This is a genomic window from Pseudomonas flavescens (assembly GCF_013408425.1).
GTDB lineage: Bacteria > Pseudomonadota > Gammaproteobacteria > Pseudomonadales > Pseudomonadaceae > Aquipseudomonas > Aquipseudomonas fulva_A.
In genome coordinates this window covers 3,402,328-3,428,223 of sequence record NZ_JACBYV010000001.1, presented here as the reverse complement: position 1 = coordinate 3,428,223, position 25,896 = coordinate 3,402,328, and the positions used below count along the sequence as shown (strand labels likewise).

Below are 25,896 nucleotides of genomic sequence, written 5' to 3'. Positions count from 1 at the left end.
AAAACGGGCTGCGTCCGACCGTCCTTGTCTGCGCCCAACGTCCTGAGATCCGATCCGGGTGTCATGACGGCTGCCGCCACGAGCTAGCGCGCCAAGTACAACCTCGTTCAAAACTTGATGATCCCCGCCCCAAGGCGGCTGGTACGCCCGCACGTGCCTGATAAGAACCTTTTCAGTAATAAAAATAACACTGAGGTGAGATCTCCATGGGAGACACGAAGAAAACCCACGTCCGTTACCTGATACTGCTGATGCTGTTTCTGGTAACCACCATCAACTACGCCGACCGCGCCACCATCTCCATCGCTGGCTCCAGCATGCAGAAGGATCTCGGCATCGATGCGATCACCCTTGGCTACATCTTCTCGGCCTTCGGCTGGGCCTATGTGATCGGGCAGATCCCGGGTGGTTGGCTGCTCGACCGTTTCGGCTCCAAGCGCGTGTATGCCGCTGGCATCTTCATCTGGTCGCTGTTCACTCTGCTGCAGGGCTTCGTCGGCATGATGCCGGTCGCCTGGGCCGTGGTGACCCTGTTCGTATTGCGCTTCATGGTCGGCTTCGCCGAAGCGCCTTCGTTCCCGGGTAACGCCCGTATCGTCGCCGCCTGGTTCCCGACGGCGGAACGGGGCACGGCATCGGCCATCTTCAACTCGGCGCAGTATTTCGCCACCGCGCTGTTCGCACCGCTGATGGGCTGGATCGTCTACACCTACGGCTGGGAGCACGTGTTCGTGGTCATGGGCGTACTGGGCATCGTCTTCGCCGGCGTGTGGATGAAAACCATCTACAACCCCAAGGAGCACCCGAGCGTCAGCGCTGCCGAGGTCGAGTACATCGCCAACAACGGTGGGCTGGTCGATATGGATCAGGCGAAGGGCAGCGGTGGTCCGAAGTGGAACTACATCACCCAGTTGCTCACCAACCGCATGATGGTCGGTGTCTATCTGGGCCAGTACTGCATCAATGCCATCACCTATTTCTTCCTCACCTGGTTCCCCGTGTACCTGGTGCAGGAGCGCGGCATGACCATTCTCAAGGCCGGCATCATCGCCTCCTTGCCAGCGATCATGGGCTTCATCGGCGGTGTGCTGGGCGGGGTGATTTCCGACTGGCTGCTGCGTCGCGGCCACAGCCTGACCCTGGCGCGCAAGTTGCCGATCGTCTGCGGCCTGATGCTGTCGACCAGCATGGTGCTGTGCAACTACGTGTCGGCCGAGTGGATGGTCGTCGGGTTCATGACCCTCGCATTCTTTGGTAAAGGTCTCGGGGCCCTCGGTTGGGCCGTGGTATCGGATACTTCGCCCAAGCAGATCGCTGGCCTGTCCGGCGGCCTGTTCAACACCTTCGGCAACATCGCTTCGATCACTACCCCGATCGTCATCGGCTACATCATCAGCGCCACCGGCTCGTTCAAGTGGGCACTGGTGTACGTCGGCGCCAACGCACTGGTCGCGGTCTGCAGCTACCTGTTCATCGTCGGCCCGATCAAGCGTGTCGTGCTGAAGGATGAAAACGGCCAGGCGCTCAACGATCAGGCTTCGCCTGCTCCGGCGACCTGAGTCCCTCATGGCTTCGCCTGGCACCGGCAGGCGAAGCCATGAACGTGTCTTACAACAAGAAAAGGATTAGCCCCATGGATCTCATTCAACATCTGGACTCCCCGCGTTACATCCGCCTGCACGCCGACGACAACGTCGGCGTAGTGGTCAATGAACAGGGGGTGGCGGCCGGTGGCCGTTTCGCCGATGGCCTGGAGGCGCTGGAGGGCATTCCGCAGAGCCACAAGGTGTCGCTGGTGGCGATTCCCGAAGGTGGCAACGTGGTGCGTTATGGTGAGGTGATCGGCTATGCCCTGAACCCCATCGCCGCTGGCACCTGGGTGACCGAGGCGGTGCTGCGCATGCCCGAGCCGCCGGTGCTGGACAACCTGCCCAAGGCGACGATCAAGGCCCCGGTGCCCGCGCCGCTGGAAGGCTACACATTCGAAGGCTTCCGCAACCCGGACGGCACCGTCGGCACGCGCAACATCCTCGGCGTGACCACCACCGTGCAGTGCGTGGTCGGCGTGCTCGACCATTGCGTCGACCGCGTGCGCAAGGAAATCCTTCCCAAATACCCCAACGTCGACGATGTGGTGGCGCTGTCGCACAGCTATGGCTGTGGCGTGGCGATCAACGCGCCGGACGCCGTGGTGCCCATTCGCACCCTCTACAACATCAGCCGCAATCCCAACCTCGGTGGCCAGGCGCTGGTGATCAGCCTGGGCTGCGAAAAGCTGCAGGCCAACCAGTTGATGGATGGCGACCAGCTCACCAACGGCATGCAAGAGGAGGAGTGGCTGTTCCGTCTGCAGGACTCCAGCACCGGCTTCGTCGGCATGGTCGAAGAAATCATGGCGATGATCGAGACGCGCCTGAAGGTGCTCGATCAGCGTCGCCGGGAAACCGTACCGGCCTCCGAGCTGGTGGTCGGCATGCAGTGCGGCGGCAGTGACGCGTTCTCCGGTATCACCGCCAACCCGGCCCTTGGCGTGGCCTCGGACCTGCTGGTGCGCGCTGGCGCCACCGTGATGTTCTCGGAAAACACCGAAGTGCGTGACGGCATCCATCTGCTCACCCCGCGGGCCGCGACCACCGAAATCGCCGATGCGCTGATTCATGAGATGGACTGGTACGACCGTTATCTGGAACGCGGCATGGCCGATCGCAGCGCCAACACCACGCCAGGCAACAAGAAGGGCGGCCTCAACAACATCGTCGAAAAGGCCATGGGCTCCATTGCCAAGTCCGGCAACAGCCCGATTGCCGGGGTCGTCTCCCCGGGTGAGCGAATTCGTGGCAAGGGCCTGTACTTCTGCGCCACCCCGGCCAGTGATTTCATCTGCGGCACGCTGCAACTGGCGGCCGGTATGAACCTGCACATCTTCACCACTGGTCGCGGTACCCCCTATGGCCTGTCCATGGTGCCGGTGATCAAGGTGGCTACCCGTACGCAACTGGCGGAGCGCTGGCCGGATCTGATCGACGTCGATGCCGGGCAGATCACTTCGGGGCGCATGACCCTCGATGAAATGGGCTGGCACATTTTCCAGCTCTACCTGGATGTCGCCAGCGGTAAGAAGCAGACTTGGGCGGAGAAGCATCGTCTGCACAACGACCTCGTTCTCTTCAACCCCGCTCCAGTGACCTGACCGATTACCGGACAGAGATGCCTGCCTCGGTGCTTCCCTGAGCGTCGTGGCAGGTATCATCGGTTCTTTGATCGCCATTACAGGAGAGCTGCATGAGTCGCCCCAACGTGCTTCAGGTCGGTCGCTTCCCGAATCGTTTCAACGAGCGCCTGCAGCGCGACTACTCGCTGACCCGCCTCTGGGAACAGCCCAAGGATTATCTCGCCGAGCACGGTGCCGATATCGACATCGTGGTCACTTCGGCCCGTTACGGTTGCTCGGCCGAGCAACTGGCGCAGATGCCCAACCTGCGGGCCATCTGCAGTTTCGGTGTCGGCTACGATTCGATTGCCGTCGATGAGGCGAAAGCGCGGGGCATTCCGATCAGCACCACGCCGGATGTGCTCAACGAATGCGTCGCCGACACCGCCATCGGCCTGATCATCGACACCGCACGGCAGTTTTCCGCTTCCGATCAGCATGTGCGTCAGGGCAAATGGCTCAAGGGCCAGTACCCGCTGACCCGCAAGGTCAGTGGCAAGAAGCTGGGTATCGTCGGCTTCGGGCGGATCGGCAAGGACATCGCCAAGCGTGCTGCGGGTTTCGACATGGACATCCGCTACCACAATCGCCGTCCCGATCCGACCACCGACTATGGCTACGAGGCCGATCTCAAGGCCTTGGCAGGTTGGGCGGATTTTCTGGTGCTGGCCTGTCCGGGTGGGGCGTCGACCCATCACCTGATCGATGCCGCGGTGCTCGAGGCGCTTGGCCCGCAAGGTATCGTCGTGAACATCGCCCGCGGCAGCGTCATCGATGAGCTGGCGCTGGTCGCTGCGCTGCAGGCAGGGACCTTGGGCGGTGCAGGATTGGACGTGTTCGAAGATGAGCCGCGGGTGCCCGAAGCCTTGTTCGAGATGCCCAACGTGGTGCTGTTGCCCCACGTCGGCAGTGCCACCGAGGAAACCCGGCTGGCCATGGAGAACCTGGTGTTCGATAATCTCGATGCCTTTATAGAGCGTGGTGAGCTGGTCACCGCGCTCTGACCGAATAGGCGGGTCGCCTCGGCGGCCTCGCTTATACGCGCCGGGCCACAAGCCTGACCGCGGTTCTTACCCTTGAGCGTCACCCGGTGCGCCACGAGCGCACCGGTTCTCAGATCACCGTGGCTTCGCGCTGAGCGATGAATTCCATCATCTTCTGATTGCCATCGAGAATATCGGTGCAGATCGCCTGGCGCGCCGCCGCGCCGTCGCCTTTTTGCAATGCACGCAGCACTTCCCAATGATGCTCGATGGCCATGCGCTCGTTGAAGTCGCCATAGGCCAGGGCGATCAGTGGGCCGGTGCGCATCCACAGGCTATCGAGCACATCGCGCAGCAGCGGCATGCCGGCAATATCTGCCAAGGCAAAATGAAAAGCCTGATTGAGCTTCAGCGCGGCGACCAGTTCACCGCTGTGCACGGCTTGCAGATTGTCGCGAACATTGCCTTCCAGCATCTGCAACTGCTCGGCCGTCACCTTGCCGGCTGCGGTTTCCGCCGCCAGGCCTTCCAGCGCCAGACGGATACTGCGGATCTCGGCGTACTGTTCCTGGCTCAGTACCGGCACGCGGATATCTCGCGGCGTTCTGAGGACCAGGGCCTTCTCCTTGGCCAGTTGCAGAATGGCGTCGCGCACCGGGGTGACGCTGGTCCCCAGCTGTTCGGCCAGATCGCGTATGCGCAGACGGTCATCAGGCCGGAAGCGGCCGGTGATCAGTGCCTCGCGCAGCAGTGCATAAACGCCACTGCCGAGGTAGGCGTGGCTGAGGCCTTCGATGGGGTACTTCATGGCGTTCTCTTGTGCAGCGGGTCGCAGGCGGATTCTACTCCGGCCGCCTCACACGTGCTGCCCGCCATTGACGTGAATCTCCGCACCGTTCACGTAACCTGCGCCCGAGGTGCACAGAAAATGTACCAGCGACGCCACTTCTTCGGGTTTGCCCAGGCGGTGCATGGGAATGTCGCGCTCGACGATCAGTTCGGTACCCGAGGAAAGAATCGAGGTGTCGATCTCCCCCGGCGCGATGGCATTGACCCGCACGCCGTGGCAGCCGAATTCATGAGCCATCTCGCGGGTCAGGGCGGAAAGGGCGGCTTTGGAGGCTGCGTAGGCCGACCCGGCGAAAGGGTGCACCCGTGAACCGGCGATGGAGGTGACGTTGATGATGCTGCCCTTGGCTGCCTTCAGCTCTTCGAACAGGCCGCGGGCGAGCAGGGCGGTGGAGAACAGGTTGACGTTGAACACCTGGATCCAGGTCGCGTAGTCGCTGGCCAGCACACCGAGGCGCTGGCCTTCTTCGCCCTTGGGCGATACGCCGGCATTGTTGACCAGCGCATCCAGGCGCCCGCCGAGCTTTTCGCGGATCAGCGGCAGGCTTTCTTCAAGGTGCTCGATGTCTTCCAGATCCAGATGGATATGGTTGAGCTTGCCTTCCGCCCACGGGCATTCAGCCACCCAGTCATGTCGCGAGGCGGTGAATACCCGCCAACCGGCCGCGTTGAAATGCTTCACCGTGGCATGGCCGATGCCACGGCTGGCGCCGGTCAGCAGCAGCGTTTTCTGATCGCTCATGGCGTATCTCCCGGAATAGAAGGCATGTTCAGGCACTACTGCCTGGATGGATCATGGCTCAATTAAAAATATGATGCATCATATTTTTTGTGGTGCTTTAATGGCTCTGCCGTGCCAGCCAACAACAATAACCAGATGGCCTGATGAATCCTGTCAGCCCTACAGCGCTAGGCTCCCGCTCCATCCCGGGTGCTTAGGGTCTGTTGTCATTTCAGCACTGCCGCGCCGGAGCCCGTTTTGCCGCGAGGCAAGGCACGAGCCGCGAAGTTTGGCTGGCCAAATGAGCCGGCGAGAAACGCAGTATTGCGGTAACGCGGCTTGTGCTGAAACGGCAACAGACCCTAGTGGTTCTTGTCGGTAAAGCATCGGTGTTTCTTCCTTGAAGCTGCCCTTACCTAACCAGTGCCAAGTGAGGCCCTGCCAGGAGCACCCCTCAATGTTCAAGAAAACCGCATTACTGATCGCCATCACCTGCAGCGCCGCGACCGTGCAAGCGGCTGAAAAGCTTGCCGTGGTCTCCTTCGGCGGTGACAACAAGGTGGTACAGGAAAAAGCCTTCTACAAACCTTTCGAAGCGCGCGAGAACGTGCGCATCGAGGCGTCCGAGTACAACGGTGAGATGGCCAAGATCAAGGTCATGGCCGATACCGGTCAGGTCACCTGGGATGTCGTAGAAGTGGAGACCCCGGAATTGATCCGTGGTTGCAGTGAAGGGCTGTTCGAGCCGCTGGACTGGGCGAGCATCGGCAAGCGTGAAGACTTCATCCCGGAAGCGGTAAGCGAATGCGGCGCCGGTATCTTCATCTGGTCGACGGTGCTGACCTACGACAGCAGCAAGCTCAAGGGCACGCCGGCCGGCTGGGCGGATTTCTGGGACGTGAAGACATTCCCCGGCAAGCGTGGCCTGCGTCGTGGCGCCAAGTTCACCCTCGAATTCGCCTTGCTCGCCGACGGCGTGGCGCAGGCGGATCTCTACAAGGTGCTGGGGACCGACGAAGGCGTCGAGCGGGCGTTCCGCAAGCTCGATCAGATCAAGTCGAACATCCAGTGGTGGGAAGCCGGTGCACAGCCGCTGCAATGGCTGGCCGCGGGGGACGTGGTGATGACCTCGGCCTACAACGGTCGGGTTACCACGGCGCAGAAGGAAGGCCGTGATTTCGTCATGCAATGGAACGGCAGCCTCTATGATCTGGACCACTGGGCGATCGTCAAGGGCAGCAAGAACAAGGCGCTGGCCGAGACATTCATCGCCATGGCCAGCACCCCGGAACTGCAGAAGGTCTACGCCGAGGGGATTCCCTACGGCCCGACCAATACCCATACCATCGAGCTGATCGATCCGGCGATCCAGGGCAGCCTGCCGACGGCGCCGCAGAACCTGAAGAATGCACGGGCCATGGATATCGAGTTCTGGATCGACCATGGCGAGGATCTGGAGCAGCGCTTCAACGCCTGGGCCAGCAAGTAAACGCGCGCCGCCCGGCCGCCTAGACGCAGCCGGGCAGCGCCAGTAACCAGTCAATTGCGGAGTGTATGGATGTGTCGCTGAATACCCTGGTTGTGCATGACCCCTTGTTGCAGGCGCAACCGGCCCGGGTCGGCCCGGTACGGGCCGGCGCCATCGCCAGCGAGTGCTTTGGCGTATCGGGCGCCGTTCGGCCGTTGGCCGGCGAGCGCGACCTGAATTTCCAGCTGTCCTGTGCGGACGGCTCATCCTACCTGCTGAAAATTTCCCATCCCCTGGAGAACCCTCAGGTGGTGGACTTCCAGAATCAGGCCTTGCTGCATATCCAGCAGGCCGATCCAGAACTCCCCGTGCAGCGCGTGTACGCCGCGCGCGACGGGCGTTATCTGGCCAGGGTCGATGTAGAGGGGCAGCAGATGCTGGTGCGTCTGTTCTCCTTCGTCGATGGCTTGCCGCTGCATCAGGTCGAGCAGCGCAGCTCCGCGCTTCGCCATAACCTGGGCGAGGCGATGGCGCGGCTCGACCGCGCGCTAGGCGACTTTCACCACCCCGCCTCCAGCCACGAGCTGCTGTGGGACATGCAGCAGGCGGCGCGGTTGCGACCATTGCTGCAGCATATAGATGACGGTGAACTGCGTGATCGGGTGACGCAGGCGCTGGATGCCTTCGAGCGCCATGCACAGCCGCGTTATCCGCAACTGCGTGCGCAGGTCATCCATAACGATCTGAACCCGCACAACGTCATCGTCGACCCCCGGCATCCGGAGCGACTGCTCAACATCCTCGACTTCGGCGATATGGTGCACGCGCCGCTGATCAATGAAGTGGGCGTGGCAGCCGCCTATCAGCTGGGCCGCGAAGGTGACGTGCTGGCGCCGGCGCTGACCTTCATCGCGGCCTACCACCGCCTCAATCCGTTGCGCGATGCCGAGCTGGACATTCTTGCCGAACTGATCGCCACGCGGCTGGTGATGACCATCAGCATCACCGCCTGGCGGGCCAGCCTGCACCCGGAAAATCGTGATTACATCCTGCGCAACGTGCGCCAGGCGAGTGCCAGTCTGCGTGGTTTGGCGGCCATCCCCAGCGATACGGCGCGGGAGCGAATTCATCAGGCCTGTCGGGGAGCGCTGCAGCCATGAGCATGATCAACGGATTCAACGCCGCCGATGCGGCGCGGTTGAGCGAAAAAGAACGAAGCCTGATCGAACGCCGGGAGCGGCTGCTTGGCCCTGCCTATCGGCTGTTCTACGAGCGCCCGCTGCACACGGTGCGCGGGGAGGGCGTATGGCTGTACGACGAAGCTGGGCGTGCCTATCTGGATGCCTACAACAACGTCGCCTCCATCGGCCACTGCCACCCGCGGGTGGTGCAGGCCATCGCCGAGCAGGCGGCACGCCTGAATACCCACACCCGCTATCTGCAGGAAGGCATTCTCGATTACGCCGAGAACCTGCTGGCGACCTTTCCCGCTGCCCTGCAGCAGGTGATGTTCACCTGCACCGGCAGCGAAGCCAACGACCTGGCCCTGCGCATCGCCCGCCACTACACCGGCGGCACCGGGGTGATCATCACCCGGTTCGCCTACCACGGCGTTACCGGCGACATTTCCGCTCTGTCACCGTCGCTGGGGGCCAGCATCCAGCTGCCCGCCCATGCACGCACCGTGCGTGCGCCGGACGCCTATCGCCTGGGCGCCGAGCAGGCGGGCAAGCGCTTCGCCGAAGACGTGCGTGCCGCCATTGCCGATCTGCGCGCCAATGGCATCAAGCCGGCAGCGCTGCTGATCGACGGCATCTTCGCCAGTGACGGTATCTTTCCCGGCCCCCAGGGCTGCATCAGCGAAGCGGTTGCCATCGCTCAGGCCGAGGGGCTGCTGTATATCGCCGACGAAGTGCAGTGCGGTTTTGCCCGTACCGGCGATTGCATGTGGGGGTTCCAGCGGCATGCGGTGCAACCGGATCTGGTCAGCCTGGGCAAGCCGATGGGCAATGGTCAGCCGATTGCCGGGGTGGTGGTGCGTCCCGAGGTGCTCGAACCGTTCGGGCGCAGCATGCGCTACTTCAATACCTTCGGCGGCAACCCTGTGTCCTGCGCCGCCGGCCAGGCCGTGCTGGATGTGATTCGCGACGAAGGCCTGCTGCAACGTTCGGCGCAGGTCGGCGGTTACCTGCTCGACGAGCTCGGCAAGCTGGGTGAGCGTCACGAGTGGATCGGCGATGTGCGCGGCGCCGGGATGTTCATTGGTGTCGAGCTGGTGAGCAACCGGGCAAGCAAGGCCGCGGCAGCGGAGCAGACGCGGCGTGTGGTCAACGGCATGCGAGAGCGTGGTGTGCTGATCAGCGCGGCCGGGCCGCTGGAAAATATCCTGAAGATTCGCCCGCTGCTGGCCTTCGAGAAGCCGCATGCCGATCTGTTGGTCTCGGCGCTGGACGAGGCGTTGCAGGCGTTGGGCTAATCGAAGAACTCGACGGGCACCTTGTCCGTCAGCCACACGCCGTTATCCGCCTGGAAGAACTTGAAGCCCTGCTGGTGCATGCGCAGGGCTTCGATTTTCAGGAGCACCGGGGTGCCGTAGCGTTTGCCCACGTCCATGGCCGTCGATCTGTCCGCAGATAGATGCACGTGGTGGCGAGCCCCGGGGATCAGCCCCTCGCGTTCGATGGCGGGCAGGAAACGCGTGGCAGTACCGTGGTAGAGCCACTCGGGGGGCTGCTTCTCGGTGTGCTGAAGCTGCACGTCGGCAGTGGAGTGCCCTTGTACCGCGCGAATCCGCAATCCGTCTTCGGAAATACCGAAGCGTTTCTTGTCGCTGCCGCTGACCACGGCCCGGATCAGTTGCAGATCCAGGTCGCGGCCTTCTCGGGCTGCACCTTCTATCAACCTGTCGATGGAGGCCCAGCCTTCGCTGTCCAGCTGCAGCCCGATTGCCTGAGGCTCGTGCCTGAGCACGAAGCTGAGAAATTTACTGATGTCGTCCAGTTGTCTGTTGCTCATGTCATCCCTGCCTGTCTTGAGTTTCCATTCTGTATGCCCTGATGCCGCCGCTGTCGCCGATGGCGGCAGGTCGGCGATGATAAGCGATAAGCACGACGCGCCACGGCTATCGGTACGCAAAATCCACACGGCACGCGCTCGGCGGGCAGGTGTTGATCAGGCGCCCGGCTTGCTGTCCAGCGCCTTGCAGCTGGCTGCGTAGTTCTGTCGGCAGGCGCTCTGGAACAGGCGGCGGGCCTGGTTGGGGTCGCGTTCGACACCCTGGATACCGCGCATGTAGAGGTTGCCGAGAATGTGCTGAGCCATGGGGTTGCCGCTACTGGCGGACTGATTCAGGTACTTGAGCATGGCCTGCGGGTTGCCGAATTCCGGGTTGTCGCGTCCTGTATACAGGTAGGCGAGGCTCACGGCCGCTTCGGCATGGCCGCGATCGGCTGCCTGTTTCCACCAGTACTCGGCCTGCTTGAGATCCTTCTGCGGTTTGCCGACGAAGTAGAAGCTGCCGAGCTTGAACTGGCTGTCCAGGTCGCCGCGCTGCGCGAGGCTGTTCAGGCGTTGGAAGTCGTCGTCACCTGCCTGTTGTTCGGGCGTCACCACCGTGGCCGGATCCTGATGGGGGGGCGCCTTGGCAGCGTCTTCTTCCCGGCTGGCGCAACCGGCGATCAGCAGAATGCCGCAGGCCAGCAAGAGGGGAGTGGTCAGGTGTGAACGTCGGATCATTTCTAGGCTCCTGGGCAAGGGCGAACTGTACTCGATGGCCGCTTTCGGTCATGCAGTCGCCAGTGCTTCGATTGTTGTGGGGGCTTCGACCCGGTCGCGGCCCAACGGTTCGTTCATCCCGGGAAAAGGTGCCTTCGGTTGGAACCTGCTTGGCGATATGAAATTAATGTAGTATTTTTTCATGAAATATCTTTCGATAATTTCATTTCATGTTCAAGCAGTCCTCCCAGCATGTCGGCACTTATTACGCTGGCAGCTATCCCGGCTCGATTCCGCTTCGCCCCAGCCTGGACGCCAGTCTCGATTGTGACGTGCTGATCATCGGCGCTGGTTTCAGCGGGCTGCATACCGGCCTGCGCCTGGCCCTGGCTGGCAAGCGCGTGGTGCTGCTGGAAGCCAGCCGGGTCGCCTGGGCGGCGTCCGGGCGTAACGGCGGGCAGGCCTTGCTGGGCTGGTCCTGCGATATGCCGCCGCTGGAAAGGGCGCTTGGCCCCGACGGCGCGCGGCGCCTCTGGGACAGCATGTGCTGGGCTGCCGAAGAAATGCGCGAGTTGCCTGGGCGCCATGGTTTCGAGGTCGATTACCGGCTCGGCAGCTTGTGGACTGCGGTCCAGCAGCGGCGTGTCGGTCAGTTGCGCGAGGCGCAGAGCGAAGCGCTGCACAAATGGGGCTACGGGGATCTGCGCCTGATCGAGGGCGAGGAACTGCGTGAGTGGGTCGATAGCCCGCGCTACATCGCTGCGCTGCATGACGCCCGGGGCGCCCATCTCAATCCGCTGAAATTGGCCCAGGGCCTGGCGACGGCCATCGAGCAGGCTGGGGGGCTGATCTTCGAACAGAGCCAGGTGCTCGCGTACGAAGCGTCGGCTGGCGGCTACCGTGCGCGTACCGACCAAGGTGAAGTACGGGCCGATGTGCTGGTGTTGGCCTGTAATGCCTACCTCGACGATCTGGACAGATCCCTGTCCCGGCGCATTCTGCCGGTGGGTTCCTATCAGGTGGCGACGGCGGTGCTCGAGCCACAGCTGGCGCGATCGCTGTTGCCCCATGACAGTTGCGTGATCGACAACCAGTTCGTCCCCGACTATTTCCGCCTCACGCCGGACAACCGCCTGCTGTTCGGCGGTGGTTGTACCTATCTGGGTGGATTGCCCAGCGACGTGCCCGCGGCTACTCGGCCCTATCTGGAACGTGTGTTTCCGCAGCTCGCCGGTGTGGATATCGAGTTTGGCTGGGGCGGGCATATCGATGTCACCCTGAAGCGCACACCCGATGTTGGCCGCCAGGGCCAGCGTTACTGGCTGCAGGGTTTTTCCGGCCACGGCGTGCTGCCGACCCTGGCCGCGGCGCGGGCGGTGAGCGATTCGATTCTCGGCGATGAACAGTTGCTGGCACTCTATCAACGCATCGGCAACCCGCGGTTTCCCGGCGGCTCGTGGCTGGCTGCGCCGCTCGAAGCGGCGGGCAAGGCCTGGTACCGGCTGCGCGACAGCATATGAAGGACAGCAGCATGGACATGCAAGAAGAAATCGAGGGGCTCGCGATCCTGATTCGCGACCTGCGCAAGCACAAGAACCTGACGTTGGGTGAGCTGGCCGCCCGTATCGGTCGCTCGGTGGGTTTTCTGTCCCAGGTCGAACGTGGCCTGTCACGGCCGACCGTGGCGGATCTGACCGCCATCAGCGAGACCCTCGGGGTGCCGACCACCTATTTCTACAGCCTTGCCAAGCCCCGGGCGTTGCCCTGGGTCACCCGGCCCGGGGAGCGTCGCACGCTTTACTACGCCGGAGGGATCACCGATGTGCTGGTGTCGCCGAGCATGTCGGCTGGCTTTGCCATGCTGGAGAGTCACCTGGCGCCTGGCGCCACCAGTGGTGACGGGCACCTGAACGACAGTTCGGAGCAGGGCGGCTTCGTGCTCGAAGGGCAGTTGAGCATCTGGCTGGACGATCAGCCCGATCCCATCACTCTGGGCCCCGACGACAGCTTCCAGTTGCCGCCCCATCGCCACTTTCGTTACGCCAACCTTACCGATCAGCCCGCACGGGTACTCTGGGTGTTCCGCTGAGCGGACACGGGATCCTCGCCATGACCACCGACAACCTGCTCGACGAAGTCCGCGCCTTTCGCGCCGCTCACCCTGACGTCCGCTACGTGGACCTGATCTGTCTGGACATTCCCGGGCACTTCTATGGCAAACGCTATCCCATCGACATGCTGGAGAAGGTCGCCGCCGGCAGCCTGCTCAAGCTGCCGCAGAACTGCGTGCTGCTCGGCGCACAGGGCGGCCTGCACGTGATCGGCGACTACTGCTTCAACGATGGCGACCCGGATGCCACGCGCCGGCTGATTCCCGGCACGCTCAAGCCGGTACGCTGGGGAAGCCAGCCCCTGGGGCAGATGCTGATCAGCTCCGATGGCACCGAATCGCCCATCGAGTTCGAGCCACGGGAGGTGCTGTCGCGGGTTCTGCAGCGGTTGGCGGCCAAGGGCATTCGTCCGGTAGTGGCTTTCGAGCTGGAGTTCTATCTGTTTGACCGTGCCCTCAAGGACGGGCTGCCCCAGTACCCGCGCGACAGCCTGTGTGGCGACGAGGACGATCAGCCCACCCTGCATATCGACCGGCTGTCGCGTTTTTCCACGGTGCTGCACGAGATCGTCGAGGCGGCCGAGGAGCAGGGCATCGATGCCAACGTGATCACTGCGGAAATTGGCCCGGGGCAGTTCGAGATCAATTTCGGTCACTGTGACGACGGCCTGCAGGCGGCGGACTGGGCAGCGCTCTTCACTCGGCTTACCCGCGGCGTGGCGCTCAAGAATGGCCATCGGGCCAGCTTCATGAGCAAACCCTATCTCGATGCTCCCGGCAGCGGCATGCACGTGCACGTCAGCCTCTATGACGCGCAGGGCAACAACTTGCTGGCCATCGATGAACAGCGGCCGTTACGTCACGCCGTGGCCGGCTGCCTGGCATGGCTGCCGCATTGCATGCCGATCTTCGCCGCCCATCACAATGCCTACCGACGCTACGGCTCGCGGGTGAATGCGGCGAGTCGCGCCAGTTGGGGGCATGAAGATCGTGACGCCTGCGTGCGTATCCCCGATTCGGATGCCCGCAACCTGCGCATCGAACACCGCCTGGCGGGTGCCGACGCCAACCCCTATCTGGTGCTGGCGGCGATTCTGGCGGCCATGGAGCATGGTCTGGAGCAGCGCATCGAGCCCATCGCTCCGTTGAACGAGAACCGCCAGAGCGGTATCGATTTTCCCATGGACATGCTTTCCGCGGTCGCAGCCATGCGCCATCACCCGGCGGTGAATGCCGGGCTGGGCGAGGAGTTCGTGATGGTCTATTGCGAGAACAAACGCCAGGATCACCTGGCGTTCATGGACAGCATCAGTGCCCGCGAGTACCGCTGGTTTCTATGACCGACCTGTAAACCAGGAGCCGCAAGTGACGAGCCTTCGCAGGCTCGCAACCTGCGGCTCCAGGCGTGGCGTGTGGGGCTGGCCGTTAGCGGAACAGCGACCAGCTTACCGCGTAGTCGTTGAAGCCCAGGCCCCAGAGCGCTACGGTCAGTGCCAGAATCAGCTCCAGTACCAGCACGCCGATCGCCAGGGTACCTCCCGAGATGGTCAGGCCCTCGTTGACCGGAATGCGCAGAAACGCCGGCATGCCTACATAAAGAAGGCGAGCGCTGTAGGCGAGGGCGATGATGCCGACCATCAGCAGCAACCAGGCTTTCGGGTACAGCAGCGCGATACCGGCGATGAACAGCGGCGTGGCCACGTAGCCGGCGAAGACGATGCAGCGGCGACGGCTCGGGCGGCTGGCGAACGAATCCGACATCCAGTGGATGACGTTACCCATGATGGCGACGCCGACCAGCATCAGGATATAGAACACGATACCCAGCGCTGCTGCCGTGGGGATCGCCACCTTGTAGGCCTCGCCACCCAGATGCCAACCGATTTGGGTGGTGCCGATGAAGGCACTGACGACGGGAATGAGTGCCATCAGTAGTACGTGATGGGCGTAAAGGCGCGTGATGCTTTCCTTTTCCCGGTCGATGTTGCGCCACTCGCGGCCCGGATTGGCCAGTAGCCCCCAAATGTGATTGATCATGACTCTTCTCCTCTGGCTCCGGCATTCCTGCCGGCATGGGATATCCGAGAGCTGATCAGCCTGGATCGTGCGGCACCCGCAATACAATTCAGCCCTCACAAGGTATGAGTGAAGTTCACCGCAATAGGTTTGACCAGAAATTTGCCCGCCGCCCTGATGAGGCATGCTTGGCCAGCCAGGCAGGGCGCCAGAGGCTACGGTTGGCGGGACGATCGGCGGGTTCCCCGGGCCGGCACACGGGTCGTAACGGCGTATGTCGGCTGTCGGTCGGAGAGGCTCGGGCGGCTGCCGCAGAGCCCCCTGATGGCGCGCTTCTGCGCCCCGGCGGGGCAGGGGAGGGCGATAACCCTGATTTTCATGTGTGCTTTTTGGCCCCTGCCCCGCCCAGAGTAAAAATGCTATGTTCCGCACCCTCTTCGGCAGGGGTAGATCATGAGCGACGACAAGGCACGCAATCCATCCACTGAGCAGCCAGACACTGGCAAGCGCGGTGGCTGTCTGTGGCTGACCCTGCTGGGTCTGGGGTTCATCGTGCTGGTGTTCGGCATCATCATCTACGCCATCACCCGCGAGCAGACCGCCGACATTCAAGCCAACGAGCTGGGTGCCATTCAGGCCTGCTGGGTCAAGGCGAATGACCCGACGGCCAAGCCGACCTCGCGCTCGTTCGCTACCGATAGCTGCAAGGAAATGGAAAAGCAGTTCCGTATCAAGTACGGCCGTGAGCCCGAGTAGATGAGCAAGGATCAGACCGCTCCGTCCAAGCGCTTCCTGCTGATTCTGTGCCTGCTGCTGCTGGCCATCGTGCTGGCGATCGGGGCGTGGGTGTGGGGCCGTTTTGGTGTCGCCTACCTGCGCCCCTTCGGCGATCAGGAACAGCAGGCGGTATTCTTTCAGGGCGGCGGGCTGAAACTGCCCGCCGAGCTCGCCGGGCCGGGCAAGATCCGCGTGGTGCATTTCTGGGACCCCCAGTGCCCGTGCCACAAGGAAACCGATGCCCACCTCAATTATCTGATCAGCCTCTACCGCTTTTCCGGCGTCGAGTTCTACAGTGTGCAGAAGCCGGGAAGCGAGGGCGAAATGCTGCCGTTCCTGCGCGGCAAGCTCACGCCTCTTGAGTCGCTGGAGGGCATGGAGTCGATTCCGGCCAGCCCGGCCATCGCCATCTGGGATCAGCAGGGGCGTCTGGCTTATGCTGGCCCCTACAGCGAGGGGTTGGTGTGCAACTCCTCGAACAGTTTCGTGGAACCGATTCTCGACGCGCTTTCGGCGAACCGCAGTGTTTCCGCGGCCAATACCATGTCGGTTGGCTGCTACTGTGATTGGAAGCCTGTAGAAGGATCGTGATTTGAGGCAATGCCCTGCTTTTTTCAGGGTTATTGCTGTGCGACATATTGCCGCGCAATCGCGCCGATATGAGCCACTATTATAAGTCGCAACTCATCCATCCATTCGCGGCCCGCCAGCGGGCCGCGGTTTCGGCTCGCGCTACAGGTGCGGCCACATGGGGCTTTGCGAGCTGAGCGAGATATCACCGGGCGCAGGGTTGCGGCCGGCGGTGTAGGGCTGGGGCAGTGCGGGGCGAGCTATACACCCTGACTATTTGTAGGCCCATCGTCGTTATGCGGTTGGTTTTTTTGGCTGCGTAACCGAAAATGTCGCCCCCTCCGTTTAGTAGTTTCGATGCTGAAACGATTTCGGTGCGCCTGTGCACCGTTTTCCTGGCATGCCCTGCCGTATTGGGCATCAGGCTGAACAGAACGCTATGTGGGATATCACTTTGCTGAAGGTCGTGAAATGAGAGAAGAGAAGTACCACCGCTTGTTCCGCACGCTTCTGACGATTGTCGTGGCCGTCTCCCTGAGTGGCTGCGATTGGATTCTTTTCGATTCGAAAGGCCAGATCGGCATTGAGCAGCGCAACCTCATCATTACCGCCACTCTGCTGATGCTGATCGTGGTGGTACCCGTCATTTTCATGACCATTCTGTTCGCCTGGCGCTATCGCTCCTCGAACAAGGACGCGACCTACGCGCCCGAGTGGGCTCATTCGCACAAGATCGAGGCCATCGTCTGGGGCGTTCCTTGCGTGATCATCGCCGTACTGGCGGTCATCACCTGGAAGACCACGCACGAGCTGGACCCGTACAAGCCGATCGAATCCGATGTCAAACCACTGGTCGTCGAAGTGGTTTCGCTGGATTGGAAATGGCTGTTCATCTACCCGGAGCAGGGCATCGCTACCGTCAATGAACTGTACGTTCCTGCGAACACCCCGCTGAGCTTCCAGATCACCTCTCAGACCGTGATGAATACCTTCTTCATCCCGCAGCTGGGCGGCATGGTCTATGCCATGGGCGGCATGCGCACTCAACTGCATCTGATTGCCAACGAGCCGGGCGAGTTCTTCGGCGTATCGGGCAACTACAGCGGTCACGGTTTCTCGGGCATGAAGTTCAAGACTCATGCAACCAGCAACGAAGAGTTCGAGCAGTGGGTGGCCAAGGTCAAACAGTCGCCGAACACGCTGGACTTCAACGGTAGCTACCAGCTGCTGAGCAAGGCAAGCGAGAACAACCCCGTCGAGTACTTCAACGCTCAGCCTGGTCTGTTCCGTCAGATCCTTGGCCAGTACATCGATTACAAGAGCAACCCTGTGAGCGAAGCCGCGCACGATTCAGGTGCGGAGGAATAAACGATGTTCGGAAAGCTGACACTAGATGCAATACCCCTGCACGAGCCCATCCTTGTCGTCACGATGATTGCCGTGGTGCTGGGTGGTCTCGGGCTGTTCGCCGCCCTGACCTACTTCAAGAAGTGGGGCTACCTGTGGCACGAATGGCTGACTTCGGTCGACCACAAGAAAATCGGCGTGATGTACATCATCGTCGCCCTGGTCATGCTGCTGCGCGGCTTCGCCGACGCGATCATGATGCGTACCCAGCTGGCGATCGCCACTGGCGGCTCCGAAGGGTATCTGCCACCGCACCACTACGATCAGATCTTCACCGCTCACGGTACGATCATGATCTTCTTCGTGGCCATGCCACTGGTGGTCGGTCTGATGAACATCGTCACGCCGCTGCAGATCGGTGCGCGCGACGTTGCCTTCCCGTTCCTCAACTCGCTGAGCTTCTGGCTCTTCGTGGTGGGTGTACTGCTGACCAACGTTTCGCTGTTCGTGGGCGAGTTCGCCATGACCGGCTGGGTCGCGTATCCACCGCTGTCAGGCATCGAGTACAGTCCGGGAGTCGGGGTCGACTACTACATATGGGCGCTGCAGATATCCGGTATCGGTACGCTGCTGACCGGTGTCAACTTCTTCGTGACCATCATCAAGATGCGTGCCCCTGGCATGACCCTGATGAAAATGCCGATCTTCACCTGGACCATCCTGTGCACCAGCGTGATCATCTGCGGCGCGTTCCCGATTCTGACCGCCGTACTCGGCATGCTGACTCTGGATCGCTACCTGGATTTCCACTTCTTCACTAACGAAGCTGGTGGCAACCCGATGATGTACGTCAACCTCCTGTGGGCCTGGGGCCACCCTGAGGTGTACATCCTGATCCTGCCGGCCTTCGGCGTGTTCTCCGAAGTAACCTCGGTGTTCGCTCGCAAGCGTCTGTTCGGCTATGCCTCGATGGTCTGGGCTACCGTGGCGATCACCGTACTGTCGTTCGTGGTATGGCTGCACCACTTCTTCACCATGGGCTCCGGCGCCAGCGTCAACGCCTTCTTCGGTATCGCGACGATGATCATCGCCATCCCGACCGGTGTGAAAATCTTCACCTGGCTGTTCACCATGTACCGCGGTCGTCTGGAGTTCACTTCGCCGATCCTGTGGACCCTGGGCTTCATCATCACCTTCTCCATCGGTGGTATGACCGGCGTACTGCTGGCCGTTCCAGGTGCTGACTTCCTGCTGCACAACAGCCTGTTCCTGATCGCCCACTTCCACAACGTGATCATCGGCGGTGCGGTATTCGGCTACATGGCCGGTATCACCTTCTGGTTCCCGAAAGCGTTCGGCTTCAAGCTGCACGAAGGTTGGGGCAAGGCATCGTTCTGGTTCTGGATCGTCGGTTTCTACCTGGCGTTCATGCCGCTGTACATCCTCGGCTTCATGGGCATGACCCGTCGTCTGAACAGCACCACCAACCCGGAATGGGAGCCGTGGCTGCACATCGCCGTGGTCGGCGCCGTGCTGATCGGTATCGGTATCCTCTGCACCCTGATCCAGTTCGCTGTGTCGATCATCAAGCGCAAGGAACTGGCCGACGTGACTGGCGACCCATGGGACGCTCGTACCCTGGAATGGTCGACTTCGTCGCCACCGCCGTTCTACAACTTCGCGGTCACCCCGCGTGGTGATCGTATCGACGAGTTCCACGAAATGAAGCGTGACGGTCTGCCGGCTGCGCCCACCAAGTACTCGCCGATCCACATGCCGAAGAACACCGGCGTTGGCCTGATCATGTCCGTAGGTGCTCTGGCCTTCGGTTTCGCGCTGATCTGGCACATCTGGTGGCTGGCTGCATTGAGCTTCGTGGGTACCTTCGCCGTCCTGATTCGCAACAGCTACAACACGGACGTCGACTACTACGTGCAGCCCGATGAAATCGAACGCATCGAGAAGGCACACATTCAAGCAAAGGCTAAGCAGGCTTAAACCATGTCTAGTGAAGTGATCAGCAACCACGCTGCTCATGCCGATGAGCATGAGCACGAACATCACCACGACGCGGGTGAGATGAAGGTCTTCGGGTTCTGGATTTACCTGATGACCGACTGCATCCTGTTCGCGAGTATCTTCGCAGGCTTCGCGGTGCTCAGCACCGCGTACGCCGGCGGTCCTACTCCGAAGGATCTGATCGACCTGAAACTCGTTCTGGTCGAAACATTCGCCCTGTTGTTCTCGAGCATCACCTACGGCATGGCCATGCTGGCCATGTACCGTGGCGATAAAGGCAAGGTGCTGTCCTGGCTGGCAGCCACCTTCCTGTTCGGTGTGGTGTTCATCTCGATCGAGCTGTACGAGTTCCATCACCTGATCCACGAAGGTGCCGCTCCGCAGGTCAGTGCTTACTGGTCCGCGTTCTTCACCCTGGTCGGCACCCACGGTCTGCACGTCAGTGCCGGTCTGGTGTGGATGGCGGTGATGATGCATCAGGTCGCCAGCCGCGGCCTGACGCCGGTTACCCAGACCCGCCTGAGCTGCCTGAGCCTGTTCTGGCACTTCCTCGACGTGGTGTGGATCTGCGTGTTTACCGTTGTCTATCTGATGGGGGCTCTGTAATGGCTCATGATCACCACTCTGCCGCCGGCGCGAGCCATGGCAGCACCAAGGATTACGTAGTCGGTTTCGTACTGTCGGTAATCCTCACCGTGATCCCGTTCGCGATCGTGATGAACCCCGTCATGTCGAAAGCGGCCACGCTGTTCACCATCGTCGCTTTCGCGGTCGTGCAGATCTACGTACACCTCGTGTACTTCCTGCACATGAACACCTCGTCCGAGCAGCGTTGGAATACGGTGGCGTTCGCGTTCACCATCCTGATCACCATCATCGTCGTAGCGCTCTCGATCTGGATCATCTGGAGCATGCACTACTACATGATGGCCAACTAAAAAGAGAGCAGCCTGATGTTCAAGCAATACCTGCTCCTGACCAAGCCGGGCATCGTCTTCGGAAACATGATTTCCGTTGCCGGTGGCTTCTTCCTGGCTTCGAAGGGGGATATCGACCTGATGCTGTTCCTGGCAACAGCGCTCGGCGTCGCTCTGGTCATTGCTTCCGGTTGCGTGTTCAACAACTACATCGATAGGGACATCGATGAAAAGATGGAGCGGACCAAGAACAGGGTGCTGGTAAAAGGCCTGGTTCCGCCGACTCATGCCATCGTTTACGCCTGCATCCTCGGGATTGCAGGCGTTGCCTTGCTCTATAAAGCCACGAACCTGCTTGCTGTCGCCTTGGTCCTGATGGGCTTCGTCGTCTACGTCGGGCTGTACAGCCTGTACCTCAAGCGGAATTCGGTTTATGGAACCCTGGTTGGCAGTCTGTCGGGCGCCGCTCCCCCTGTTGTGGGCTATTGCGCTGTAAGCAACGAGTTCGATGTAGGTGCGGCGATTCTGCTGCTGATCTTCAGCCTCTGGCAGATGCCTCACTCCTACGCGATCGCGATCTTTCGTTTCAATGACTACCAGGCCGCCAACATTCCGGTGTTGCCGGTGATCAAGGGCATTCCTGCTGCCAAGCGCAGCATCGTCCTGTACATCGCCGCGTTCCTGGTCGCCACCCTGATGCTGACCATCAGTGGTTACGCCGGTTACAGCTACTTCGTGGTAGCGGTGGTCAGCGGTGCCTACTGGTTGTGGATGGGGGTGTCGGGCTACAAGGCAGTCGATGACAAGGTCTGGGCACGCAAGCTGTTCGTGTTCTCGATCGTCACCATCACCGCGCTGAGCGTGATGATGTCGGTAGACTTCCAGGCTACGCCGAGCCAGATGCTGATGACCTCGGTCAACAACATCTGCGGTGCGGACAACGTCAGTGGTTTCTGCGCGGCGTTCGCCGCCCGCTAAACCTCGACGCGCGAATCGAACGGGCCCCGTCATCGCTGATGACGGGGCCCGTTTTCGTTTGGCAGGTATCGAAAAACGATCTGCGCTTTCTGGTAGACAGGGCCGTGTGCTGTCACCTGTCGACATGCTCGTTCACGACGCGTGAACGCCGCTTTCGGCTCGCCTCCTTCGCCCTGCGGGCCAGCTTTCGGCCGTTACCCCGCTGCGCTACGGCTCGCCTGTTTTCGTGGCGGCGCCCCGGCTTTGCGCTGGCGGCCTCGTTTACCTTTTTAAACTCTCTGCAAGGGCTGTTAAGGTGTCTGCCCTGAAGGGTTCGGCTATCTGGAGAAACGACCATGAGGGAGCAGGATCCTTTCATCAAGGGCCTCAAGGAGCGTCTGCCCGACGACCTCAGGGACTCCTTCAGCGCCGAGCAGCTCGATGCGCTTCAGGTCGCTTTCGGGGCGCGTCAGTGGGGGCGGCATAGTCTGGATCTGCGCGGTACGGTCAAGCTGTGGCGCTGGCGCTATTACTTCGTGCTGCTGGCCGGGCGCAACAAGCGCGACCTCAGTCGGGCCCAGCAGGAGCTGTCGCTGACCGCCAAGGCGATAGGCGTCAGCGTGTTTCTGCTGGTGTCGCTGGCGCTGGGGTTGCTGTTTCTCTATCTGCTCAAGTCGGCCCTGGGTATCAACCTGTTTTCCGGGTTTTCGCTGGGCGTGTGGGACTGGTTCAAGAGCGGCTGAACAGCATCGCCTTCAAGCCGCCTTCGGCCTGCGCATCGGGGAACTCCGCCGGGTTTTCCAGGCGCCGCTCGAAGCGCAGCTCGGGTGCTTCGCTGGCCATGCCGGCGATCAGGAAGTCGCTGCCGATGTTGGGGTCGTTGACGCAGGCCAGCACGCGGCCTTCGGCACTGAGCAGCTCGGGGAGCTTGCGGAGAATTTTCTGGTAGTCGCGGGTGAGGGCGAAGCTGCCCTTCTGGAAGGAGGGCGGGTCGATGATGATCAGATCATAGGGGCCGTGGCGTTTTACCTTGCCCCATGACTTGAACAGCTCGTGGCCCAGAAAGCTGACCCGGCTCAGGTCATGGCCGTTGAGGCGATGGTTGTCACGGCCGCGGCTCAGCGCCGCCTTGGCCATGTCCAAGTTGACCACATGCTCGGCACCACCAGCGAGTGCCGCGATGGAGAATCCGCAGGTATAGGCGAACAGGTTGAGTATCCGCTGGCCGCTGGCATTCTCGCGTACCCAGCGGCGGCCCAGGCGCATATCGAGAAACAGCCCGGTGTTCTGCTTGCGACCCAGGTCGAGAAGAAAGCGCAGGCCGTCTTCCTCGATGATCCACTCTTCGGGCAACTCGCCCACCAGACACTGCATCGGGCTGTCGGTCTGATAGCGATGCTGCAGCAGCAGGCTGTGGGCCTGGCTGCGCTGCCATCCGCCGGACTGGCTCACTTGCAGCAACATCGTCTGCAGGGCCTCGAGTTCATTGGCCGGCGGCTCCCTGAACAGGCACACCAGCACGATGCCCTGCAGCCAGTCGACGGTGATGTGTTCGAGCCCTTCCCAGCAACGACCACGGCCATGGAACAGGCGCAGGGTGTGCGCCGGTGCGTCATCGAGCGCACGGCTGAGGTGCTGGTGGAGAAAATCCAGATTGGCAGGGGTCATGGGGGCTATCGGTTGCCGGGCGCGGCAGTTTAAACCAAAGCGCTGCATCGCTCACGAAGCCTCGCCTGCGGTTTCATGCATGACGCCCCTGTCGGCCGCGTTGGGGCAGTGGCCGCCCGCTTGCCCTCGAGCAGGCCCCGCGCTAACCTGCTCAGGCCGCTGCACAATCAGCGGCCGGGTTTGGCGACCCGAATTCCAAGTTGGCGCATGTGCGCCCCAAGACCATTGTTGGCGCTTTTTTTGTGCCCGCAATGTCGTTTTATGGTGGCCGTGCGCGGGAGACCTTCGGGTCTGCCGGGTGCCAACTTGCCCGGTTCGCCAACCTGCGTACGGCTGCCACCCATGATCGTTTGGCGACGGTTCGTGGCAGCTTCAGAAAACAAGTTGGAGTTACTTTCATGAAGCACATGCACGCTACCAATCCGTCCGTTTGCCACCCTGCTGATCACGAGCACGGAGGCTGCCATGACTGACTTCCTCCCGCTATCCAGCAACCCGACCACCACCCCAGTGCTGCTGATCGACAGCCGTTGTTCCTACGCCGACCTGCATGAAAGCGCCCAGCAGCGTTTCAGGGCGGTGTGCGGCCTGCTGCACAGTCTCGCCGCCATGAGCATCACCCAGGCCGACGGCCTGGACATACAGCACATCAGCGAAGCCGCGTACCTGCTTGCCGAGGATGGCTGCGATCTGGCCAGGGCCGCTCACCAGGCGGCGATGCGCGAGAAGCGTCTGCGCTGAACGAGGGGGGCGGGTCACCGGCCTGCCCGTACCAGGCGCGGCACCTCGACGCTTCACCCAGGCCGGCTTTTTCGCCATGCATAAAAAAGCCCGTCACGAGGACGGGCCAACTGTGCCATGACACTGGAGTAAAACGATGCGACGCAGCCTTACAGGATCGATAGCGGGTAGTTGAAGATCAGGCGGTTCTCGTCGAACTCGTTGGCGCTGTAGTCGCGACGGATGCTCGCGTTGCGCCAGCGCATGCTCAGGTTCTTGAACGCGCCGCTCTGGATCACGTAGGCCAGCTCGGTTTCACGGCCCCATTCCTTGCCATCGTCGGTGGTGCCCACATGCACGTTGCTGCCGCTGATGTAACGGTTCATCAGGGTCAGGCCAGGAACGCCCACACCGGCGAAGTTGAAGTCATGACGTACCTGCCAGGATTTCTCCTTGGCGTTGTCGTAGCTGGAGTTGTAGCTGTCGTTGGCCAGGGTACCGCCGCTGGTGCCCGAAACGCGCATCCAGCCGGTGTCGCCGCTGACCTTCTGCAGGCCGACGTAGACGGTGTTGCTGCCGTACTTGGCGGAGAACAGGCCGGAGTAGACCTTGTTGTCCAGCTTGCCGGCTTTGGCCGAGCCATCGTCTTCGCCCTGGAAGTAGCCGAGGTTGGCGCCCAGTGTCCAGTCGCCGATCGGCTGGCTGTGGGTCAGCTGTACGTACTGCTGCTCGTAGATATCCTTGAGTTCCGCGCCCCACAGGCCGATCAGGGTGCGGTCGCCATTGAACTTGTATTCGCCACCGACGAAGTTGAAGCGGTCGGAAGCGGCACCTGCGTAGATCAGGTCTTCCATGCTCGCGTTGTTACGCTCGCTGTTCTGACGGAACTGACCGCCATACAGGGTCAGGCCGGTGATCTCGTTGGACGTGACCTGGCCACCACGCAGGGTCTGCGGCAGGGAACGACCATCGTCGGCACGCAGGATCGGCAGCACTGGCATCCACTCGCCGACCTTCAGTTCGGTCTCGGAGATCTTGGCTTTGGCAGCCAGGGCCAGGCGACCGTAGTCATCCGCCGGGCGACCATCGTCATGGCGCGGCAGCAGGCCGGTGCCGTAGGTGCCGCCACCGCCGTCGAGCTTGACCGAGAGCATGCCCAGGGCATCGACACCGAAGCCGACCACGCCAGGGGTGTAACCGGAGCGCGCATCGAGGATGAAGCTCTGCGTCCACTCTTCGGCCTTGCTCTGGGCGTTGGCCGGGTTGGTGAAGTTCCGGTTGATGTAGAAGTTGCGCAGGTTCAGGGAAACCTTGGCGTCGTCGACGAAACCTTCGGCCTGGGCTGCGAAGGGCAGGGCGAGGGCCATGCTGCCTGCGCCGATGAGGCCCAGCGAGATGATCTTGCGTGGTGTCATTGTTGTTGTGCTCCCGTTTTTTGAACAGACCATCCTCTGCCAATCACCGATCGACATGCCGTGAGGAAGGTATGGATAGCCCCGTGCAGGGCGACAGACCTGCGTGCAGACACACAGGACTCTGCTTCAGGCCCTAGCCGTCGGCGAATAGGTGGCGCGCAGGTATCGAGATGAATGCGGCAGACTGGGCAAGGGAGCCCAAGGCGACTTGGTGTGGTGCGGATGACGTGAAGGCGACAGTCTTCATGGTGCGACCTTTTTTGTTTTTATTAGGTTCTGTTGTCATACAACATTGCCGCTGATTATCTGCAGCTCTGAATCGGCTTGTCAACGCACTCTGATGAAATGTTCCGTCAGGCCCGTTCACGTCGCTCCTTTGCGATTCCATAATGTGGGAAAACCCGCATGAAACCTGCATTTCAGTTATCGCGGCG

Annotated in this window: 26 protein-coding genes; 18 read left to right on the top strand and 8 right to left on the bottom strand. The window is 61.7% G+C overall.

Going from position 1 to position 25,896, the window contains the following annotated elements:
* The first annotated feature begins 206 nt into the window (after positions 1-206).
* The 3 genes from FHR27_RS15305 (at position 207) to FHR27_RS15295 (ending at position 4,215) form a co-directional block, all read left to right on the top strand.
* Positions 207-1,559 (top strand): MFS transporter, encoded by a 1,353-nt coding sequence (locus tag FHR27_RS15305; protein ID WP_179538985.1) that lies wholly within the window; start codon positions 207-209, stop codon positions 1,557-1,559.
* 74 nt (positions 1,560-1,633) lie between these two features.
* Positions 1,634-3,190, top strand: a complete 1,557-nt coding sequence (gene garD, locus FHR27_RS15300; RefSeq protein ID WP_179538984.1) for a galactarate dehydratase — start codon at positions 1,634-1,636, stop codon at positions 3,188-3,190.
* Between the two features lie 92 nt (positions 3,191-3,282).
* Entirely contained in the window at positions 3,283-4,215 is a 933-nt protein-coding gene (locus FHR27_RS15295; RefSeq protein ID WP_179538983.1) for a 2-hydroxyacid dehydrogenase, read from the top strand.
* Between the two features lie 109 nt (positions 4,216-4,324).
* Here FHR27_RS15295 and FHR27_RS15290 read toward each other — a convergent pair whose 3' ends face one another.
* On the bottom strand, positions 4,325-5,002 hold the full coding sequence (locus FHR27_RS15290; protein ID WP_179538982.1) for a GntR family transcriptional regulator: 678 nt from the start codon (positions 5,000-5,002) through the stop codon (positions 4,325-4,327).
* A gap of 48 nt (positions 5,003-5,050) precedes the next feature.
* The gene (locus FHR27_RS15285; protein WP_042555379.1) at positions 5,051-5,785 is read right to left on the bottom strand and encodes an SDR family NAD(P)-dependent oxidoreductase; all 735 of its coding nucleotides are present in this window, start codon (positions 5,783-5,785) and stop codon (positions 5,051-5,053) included.
* A 436-nt stretch (positions 5,786-6,221) separates the two neighbouring features.
* Here FHR27_RS15285 and FHR27_RS15280 point away from each other — a divergent pair, with 436 nt between their 5' ends.
* The 3 genes from FHR27_RS15280 to FHR27_RS15270 all read left to right on the top strand — a co-directional run bounded on the left by FHR27_RS15280 (position 6,222) and on the right by FHR27_RS15270 (position 9,708).
* Positions 6,222-7,253 carry an ABC transporter substrate-binding protein gene (locus FHR27_RS15280; RefSeq protein WP_179538981.1) on the top strand — a complete coding sequence of 344 codons (1,032 nt, stop codon included), beginning with the start codon at positions 6,222-6,224 and terminating at the stop codon, positions 7,251-7,253.
* Between the two features lie 71 nt (positions 7,254-7,324).
* The gene (locus FHR27_RS15275) at positions 7,325-8,392 is read left to right on the top strand and encodes a phosphotransferase (protein WP_179538980.1); all 1,068 of its coding nucleotides are present in this window, start codon (positions 7,325-7,327) and stop codon (positions 8,390-8,392) included.
* The gene (locus FHR27_RS15270; RefSeq protein ID WP_042555382.1) at positions 8,389-9,708 is read left to right on the top strand and encodes an aspartate aminotransferase family protein; all 1,320 of its coding nucleotides are present in this window, start codon (positions 8,389-8,391) and stop codon (positions 9,706-9,708) included. Before FHR27_RS15275 ends, FHR27_RS15270 begins: the two co-directional genes overlap by 4 nt.
* Here the strand turns inward: FHR27_RS15270 and FHR27_RS15265 are convergent.
* Together FHR27_RS15265 and FHR27_RS15260 are read right to left on the bottom strand one after the other, a co-directional pair.
* Positions 9,705-10,247 (bottom strand): RNA 2'-phosphotransferase, encoded by a 543-nt coding sequence (locus tag FHR27_RS15265; protein WP_179538979.1) that lies wholly within the window; start codon positions 10,245-10,247, stop codon positions 9,705-9,707. The genes FHR27_RS15270 and FHR27_RS15265 overlap by 4 nt on opposite strands.
* 156 nt (positions 10,248-10,403) lie before the next feature.
* Positions 10,404-10,967, bottom strand: a complete 564-nt coding sequence (locus tag FHR27_RS15260; RefSeq protein ID WP_179538978.1) for a tetratricopeptide repeat protein — start codon at positions 10,965-10,967, stop codon at positions 10,404-10,406.
* Positions 10,968-11,176: 209 nt separating this feature from the next.
* On the opposite strand from FHR27_RS15260, the gene FHR27_RS15255 reads away from it, so the two are divergent.
* Genes FHR27_RS15255 through FHR27_RS15245 form a run of 3 tightly spaced genes read left to right on the top strand, consistent with a single transcriptional unit; the run spans position 11,177 to position 14,396 of the window.
* Entirely contained in the window at positions 11,177-12,466 is a 1,290-nt protein-coding gene (locus FHR27_RS15255; protein ID WP_179538977.1) for an NAD(P)/FAD-dependent oxidoreductase, read from the top strand.
* A gap of 11 nt (positions 12,467-12,477) precedes the next feature.
* On the top strand, positions 12,478-13,035 hold the full coding sequence (locus FHR27_RS15250; protein ID WP_082045850.1) for a helix-turn-helix domain-containing protein: 558 nt from the start codon (positions 12,478-12,480) through the stop codon (positions 13,033-13,035).
* Positions 13,036-13,055: 20 nt separating this feature from the next.
* The gene (locus FHR27_RS15245; protein WP_179538976.1) at positions 13,056-14,396 is read left to right on the top strand and encodes a glutamine synthetase family protein; all 1,341 of its coding nucleotides are present in this window, start codon (positions 13,056-13,058) and stop codon (positions 14,394-14,396) included.
* An 85-nt stretch (positions 14,397-14,481) separates the two neighbouring features.
* On the opposite strand, the gene FHR27_RS15240 is transcribed toward FHR27_RS15245, so the two are convergent.
* Positions 14,482-15,093 carry a Yip1 family protein gene (locus tag FHR27_RS15240; protein ID WP_156152762.1) on the bottom strand — a complete coding sequence of 204 codons (612 nt, stop codon included), beginning with the start codon at positions 15,091-15,093 and terminating at the stop codon, positions 14,482-14,484.
* Positions 15,094-15,525: 432 nt separating this feature from the next.
* Between FHR27_RS15240 and FHR27_RS15235 the strand changes: the two genes are divergently transcribed.
* From FHR27_RS15235 to FHR27_RS15200, 8 genes are all read left to right on the top strand, one after another.
* Positions 15,526-15,828 carry a hypothetical protein gene (locus tag FHR27_RS15235; protein WP_042555387.1) on the top strand — a complete coding sequence of 101 codons (303 nt, stop codon included), beginning with the start codon at positions 15,526-15,528 and terminating at the stop codon, positions 15,826-15,828.
* On the top strand, positions 15,829-16,440 hold the full coding sequence (locus FHR27_RS15230) for a DUF6436 domain-containing protein (RefSeq protein WP_042555388.1): 612 nt from the start codon (positions 15,829-15,831) through the stop codon (positions 16,438-16,440). It begins immediately after the preceding gene.
* Positions 16,441-16,890: 450 nt separating this feature from the next.
* Positions 16,891-17,787 (top strand): ubiquinol oxidase subunit II, encoded by an 897-nt coding sequence (gene cyoA / locus FHR27_RS15225; RefSeq protein WP_042555389.1) that lies wholly within the window; start codon positions 16,891-16,893, stop codon positions 17,785-17,787.
* 3 nt (positions 17,788-17,790) lie between these two features.
* Positions 17,791-19,764 (top strand): cytochrome o ubiquinol oxidase subunit I, encoded by a 1,974-nt coding sequence (cyoB, locus tag FHR27_RS15220; RefSeq protein WP_042555390.1) that lies wholly within the window; start codon positions 17,791-17,793, stop codon positions 19,762-19,764.
* 3 nt (positions 19,765-19,767) lie between these two features.
* On the top strand, positions 19,768-20,391 hold the full coding sequence (gene cyoC, locus FHR27_RS15215; protein WP_042555391.1) for a cytochrome o ubiquinol oxidase subunit III: 624 nt from the start codon (positions 19,768-19,770) through the stop codon (positions 20,389-20,391).
* The gene (locus FHR27_RS15210; protein ID WP_042555392.1) at positions 20,391-20,723 is read left to right on the top strand and encodes a cytochrome o ubiquinol oxidase subunit IV; all 333 of its coding nucleotides are present in this window, start codon (positions 20,391-20,393) and stop codon (positions 20,721-20,723) included. Before cyoC ends, FHR27_RS15210 begins: the two co-directional genes overlap by 1 nt.
* Positions 20,724-20,735: 12 nt before the next feature.
* On the top strand, positions 20,736-21,680 hold the full coding sequence (gene cyoE / locus FHR27_RS15205; protein ID WP_218878656.1) for a heme o synthase: 945 nt from the start codon (positions 20,736-20,738) through the stop codon (positions 21,678-21,680).
* 335 nt (positions 21,681-22,015) lie between these two features.
* Complete coding sequence (locus FHR27_RS15200; RefSeq protein WP_179538975.1) at positions 22,016-22,402, top strand: 3-phosphoshikimate 1-carboxyvinyltransferase; 387 nt, start codon at positions 22,016-22,018, stop codon at positions 22,400-22,402.
* On the opposite strand, the gene FHR27_RS15195 is transcribed toward FHR27_RS15200, so the two are convergent.
* The gene (locus FHR27_RS15195) at positions 22,389-23,327 is read right to left on the bottom strand and encodes a class I SAM-dependent methyltransferase (RefSeq protein WP_179538974.1); all 939 of its coding nucleotides are present in this window, start codon (positions 23,325-23,327) and stop codon (positions 22,389-22,391) included. The genes FHR27_RS15200 and FHR27_RS15195 overlap by 14 nt on opposite strands.
* 167 nt (positions 23,328-23,494) lie before the next feature.
* On the bottom strand, positions 23,495-23,794 hold the full coding sequence (locus FHR27_RS15190; protein ID WP_179538973.1) for a hypothetical protein: 300 nt from the start codon (positions 23,792-23,794) through the stop codon (positions 23,495-23,497).
* On the opposite strand from FHR27_RS15190, the gene FHR27_RS15185 reads away from it, so the two are divergent.
* Positions 23,793-24,068 (top strand): hypothetical protein, encoded by a 276-nt coding sequence (locus FHR27_RS15185; protein WP_042555396.1) that lies wholly within the window; start codon positions 23,793-23,795, stop codon positions 24,066-24,068. The two genes, FHR27_RS15190 and FHR27_RS15185, sit on opposite strands and share 2 nt — an antisense overlap.
* A 149-nt stretch (positions 24,069-24,217) precedes the next feature.
* On the opposite strand, the gene FHR27_RS15180 is transcribed toward FHR27_RS15185, so the two are convergent.
* On the bottom strand, positions 24,218-25,462 hold the full coding sequence (locus tag FHR27_RS15180; RefSeq protein ID WP_179538972.1) for an OprD family porin: 1,245 nt from the start codon (positions 25,460-25,462) through the stop codon (positions 24,218-24,220).
* Positions 25,463-25,896: the final 434 nt, after the last annotated feature.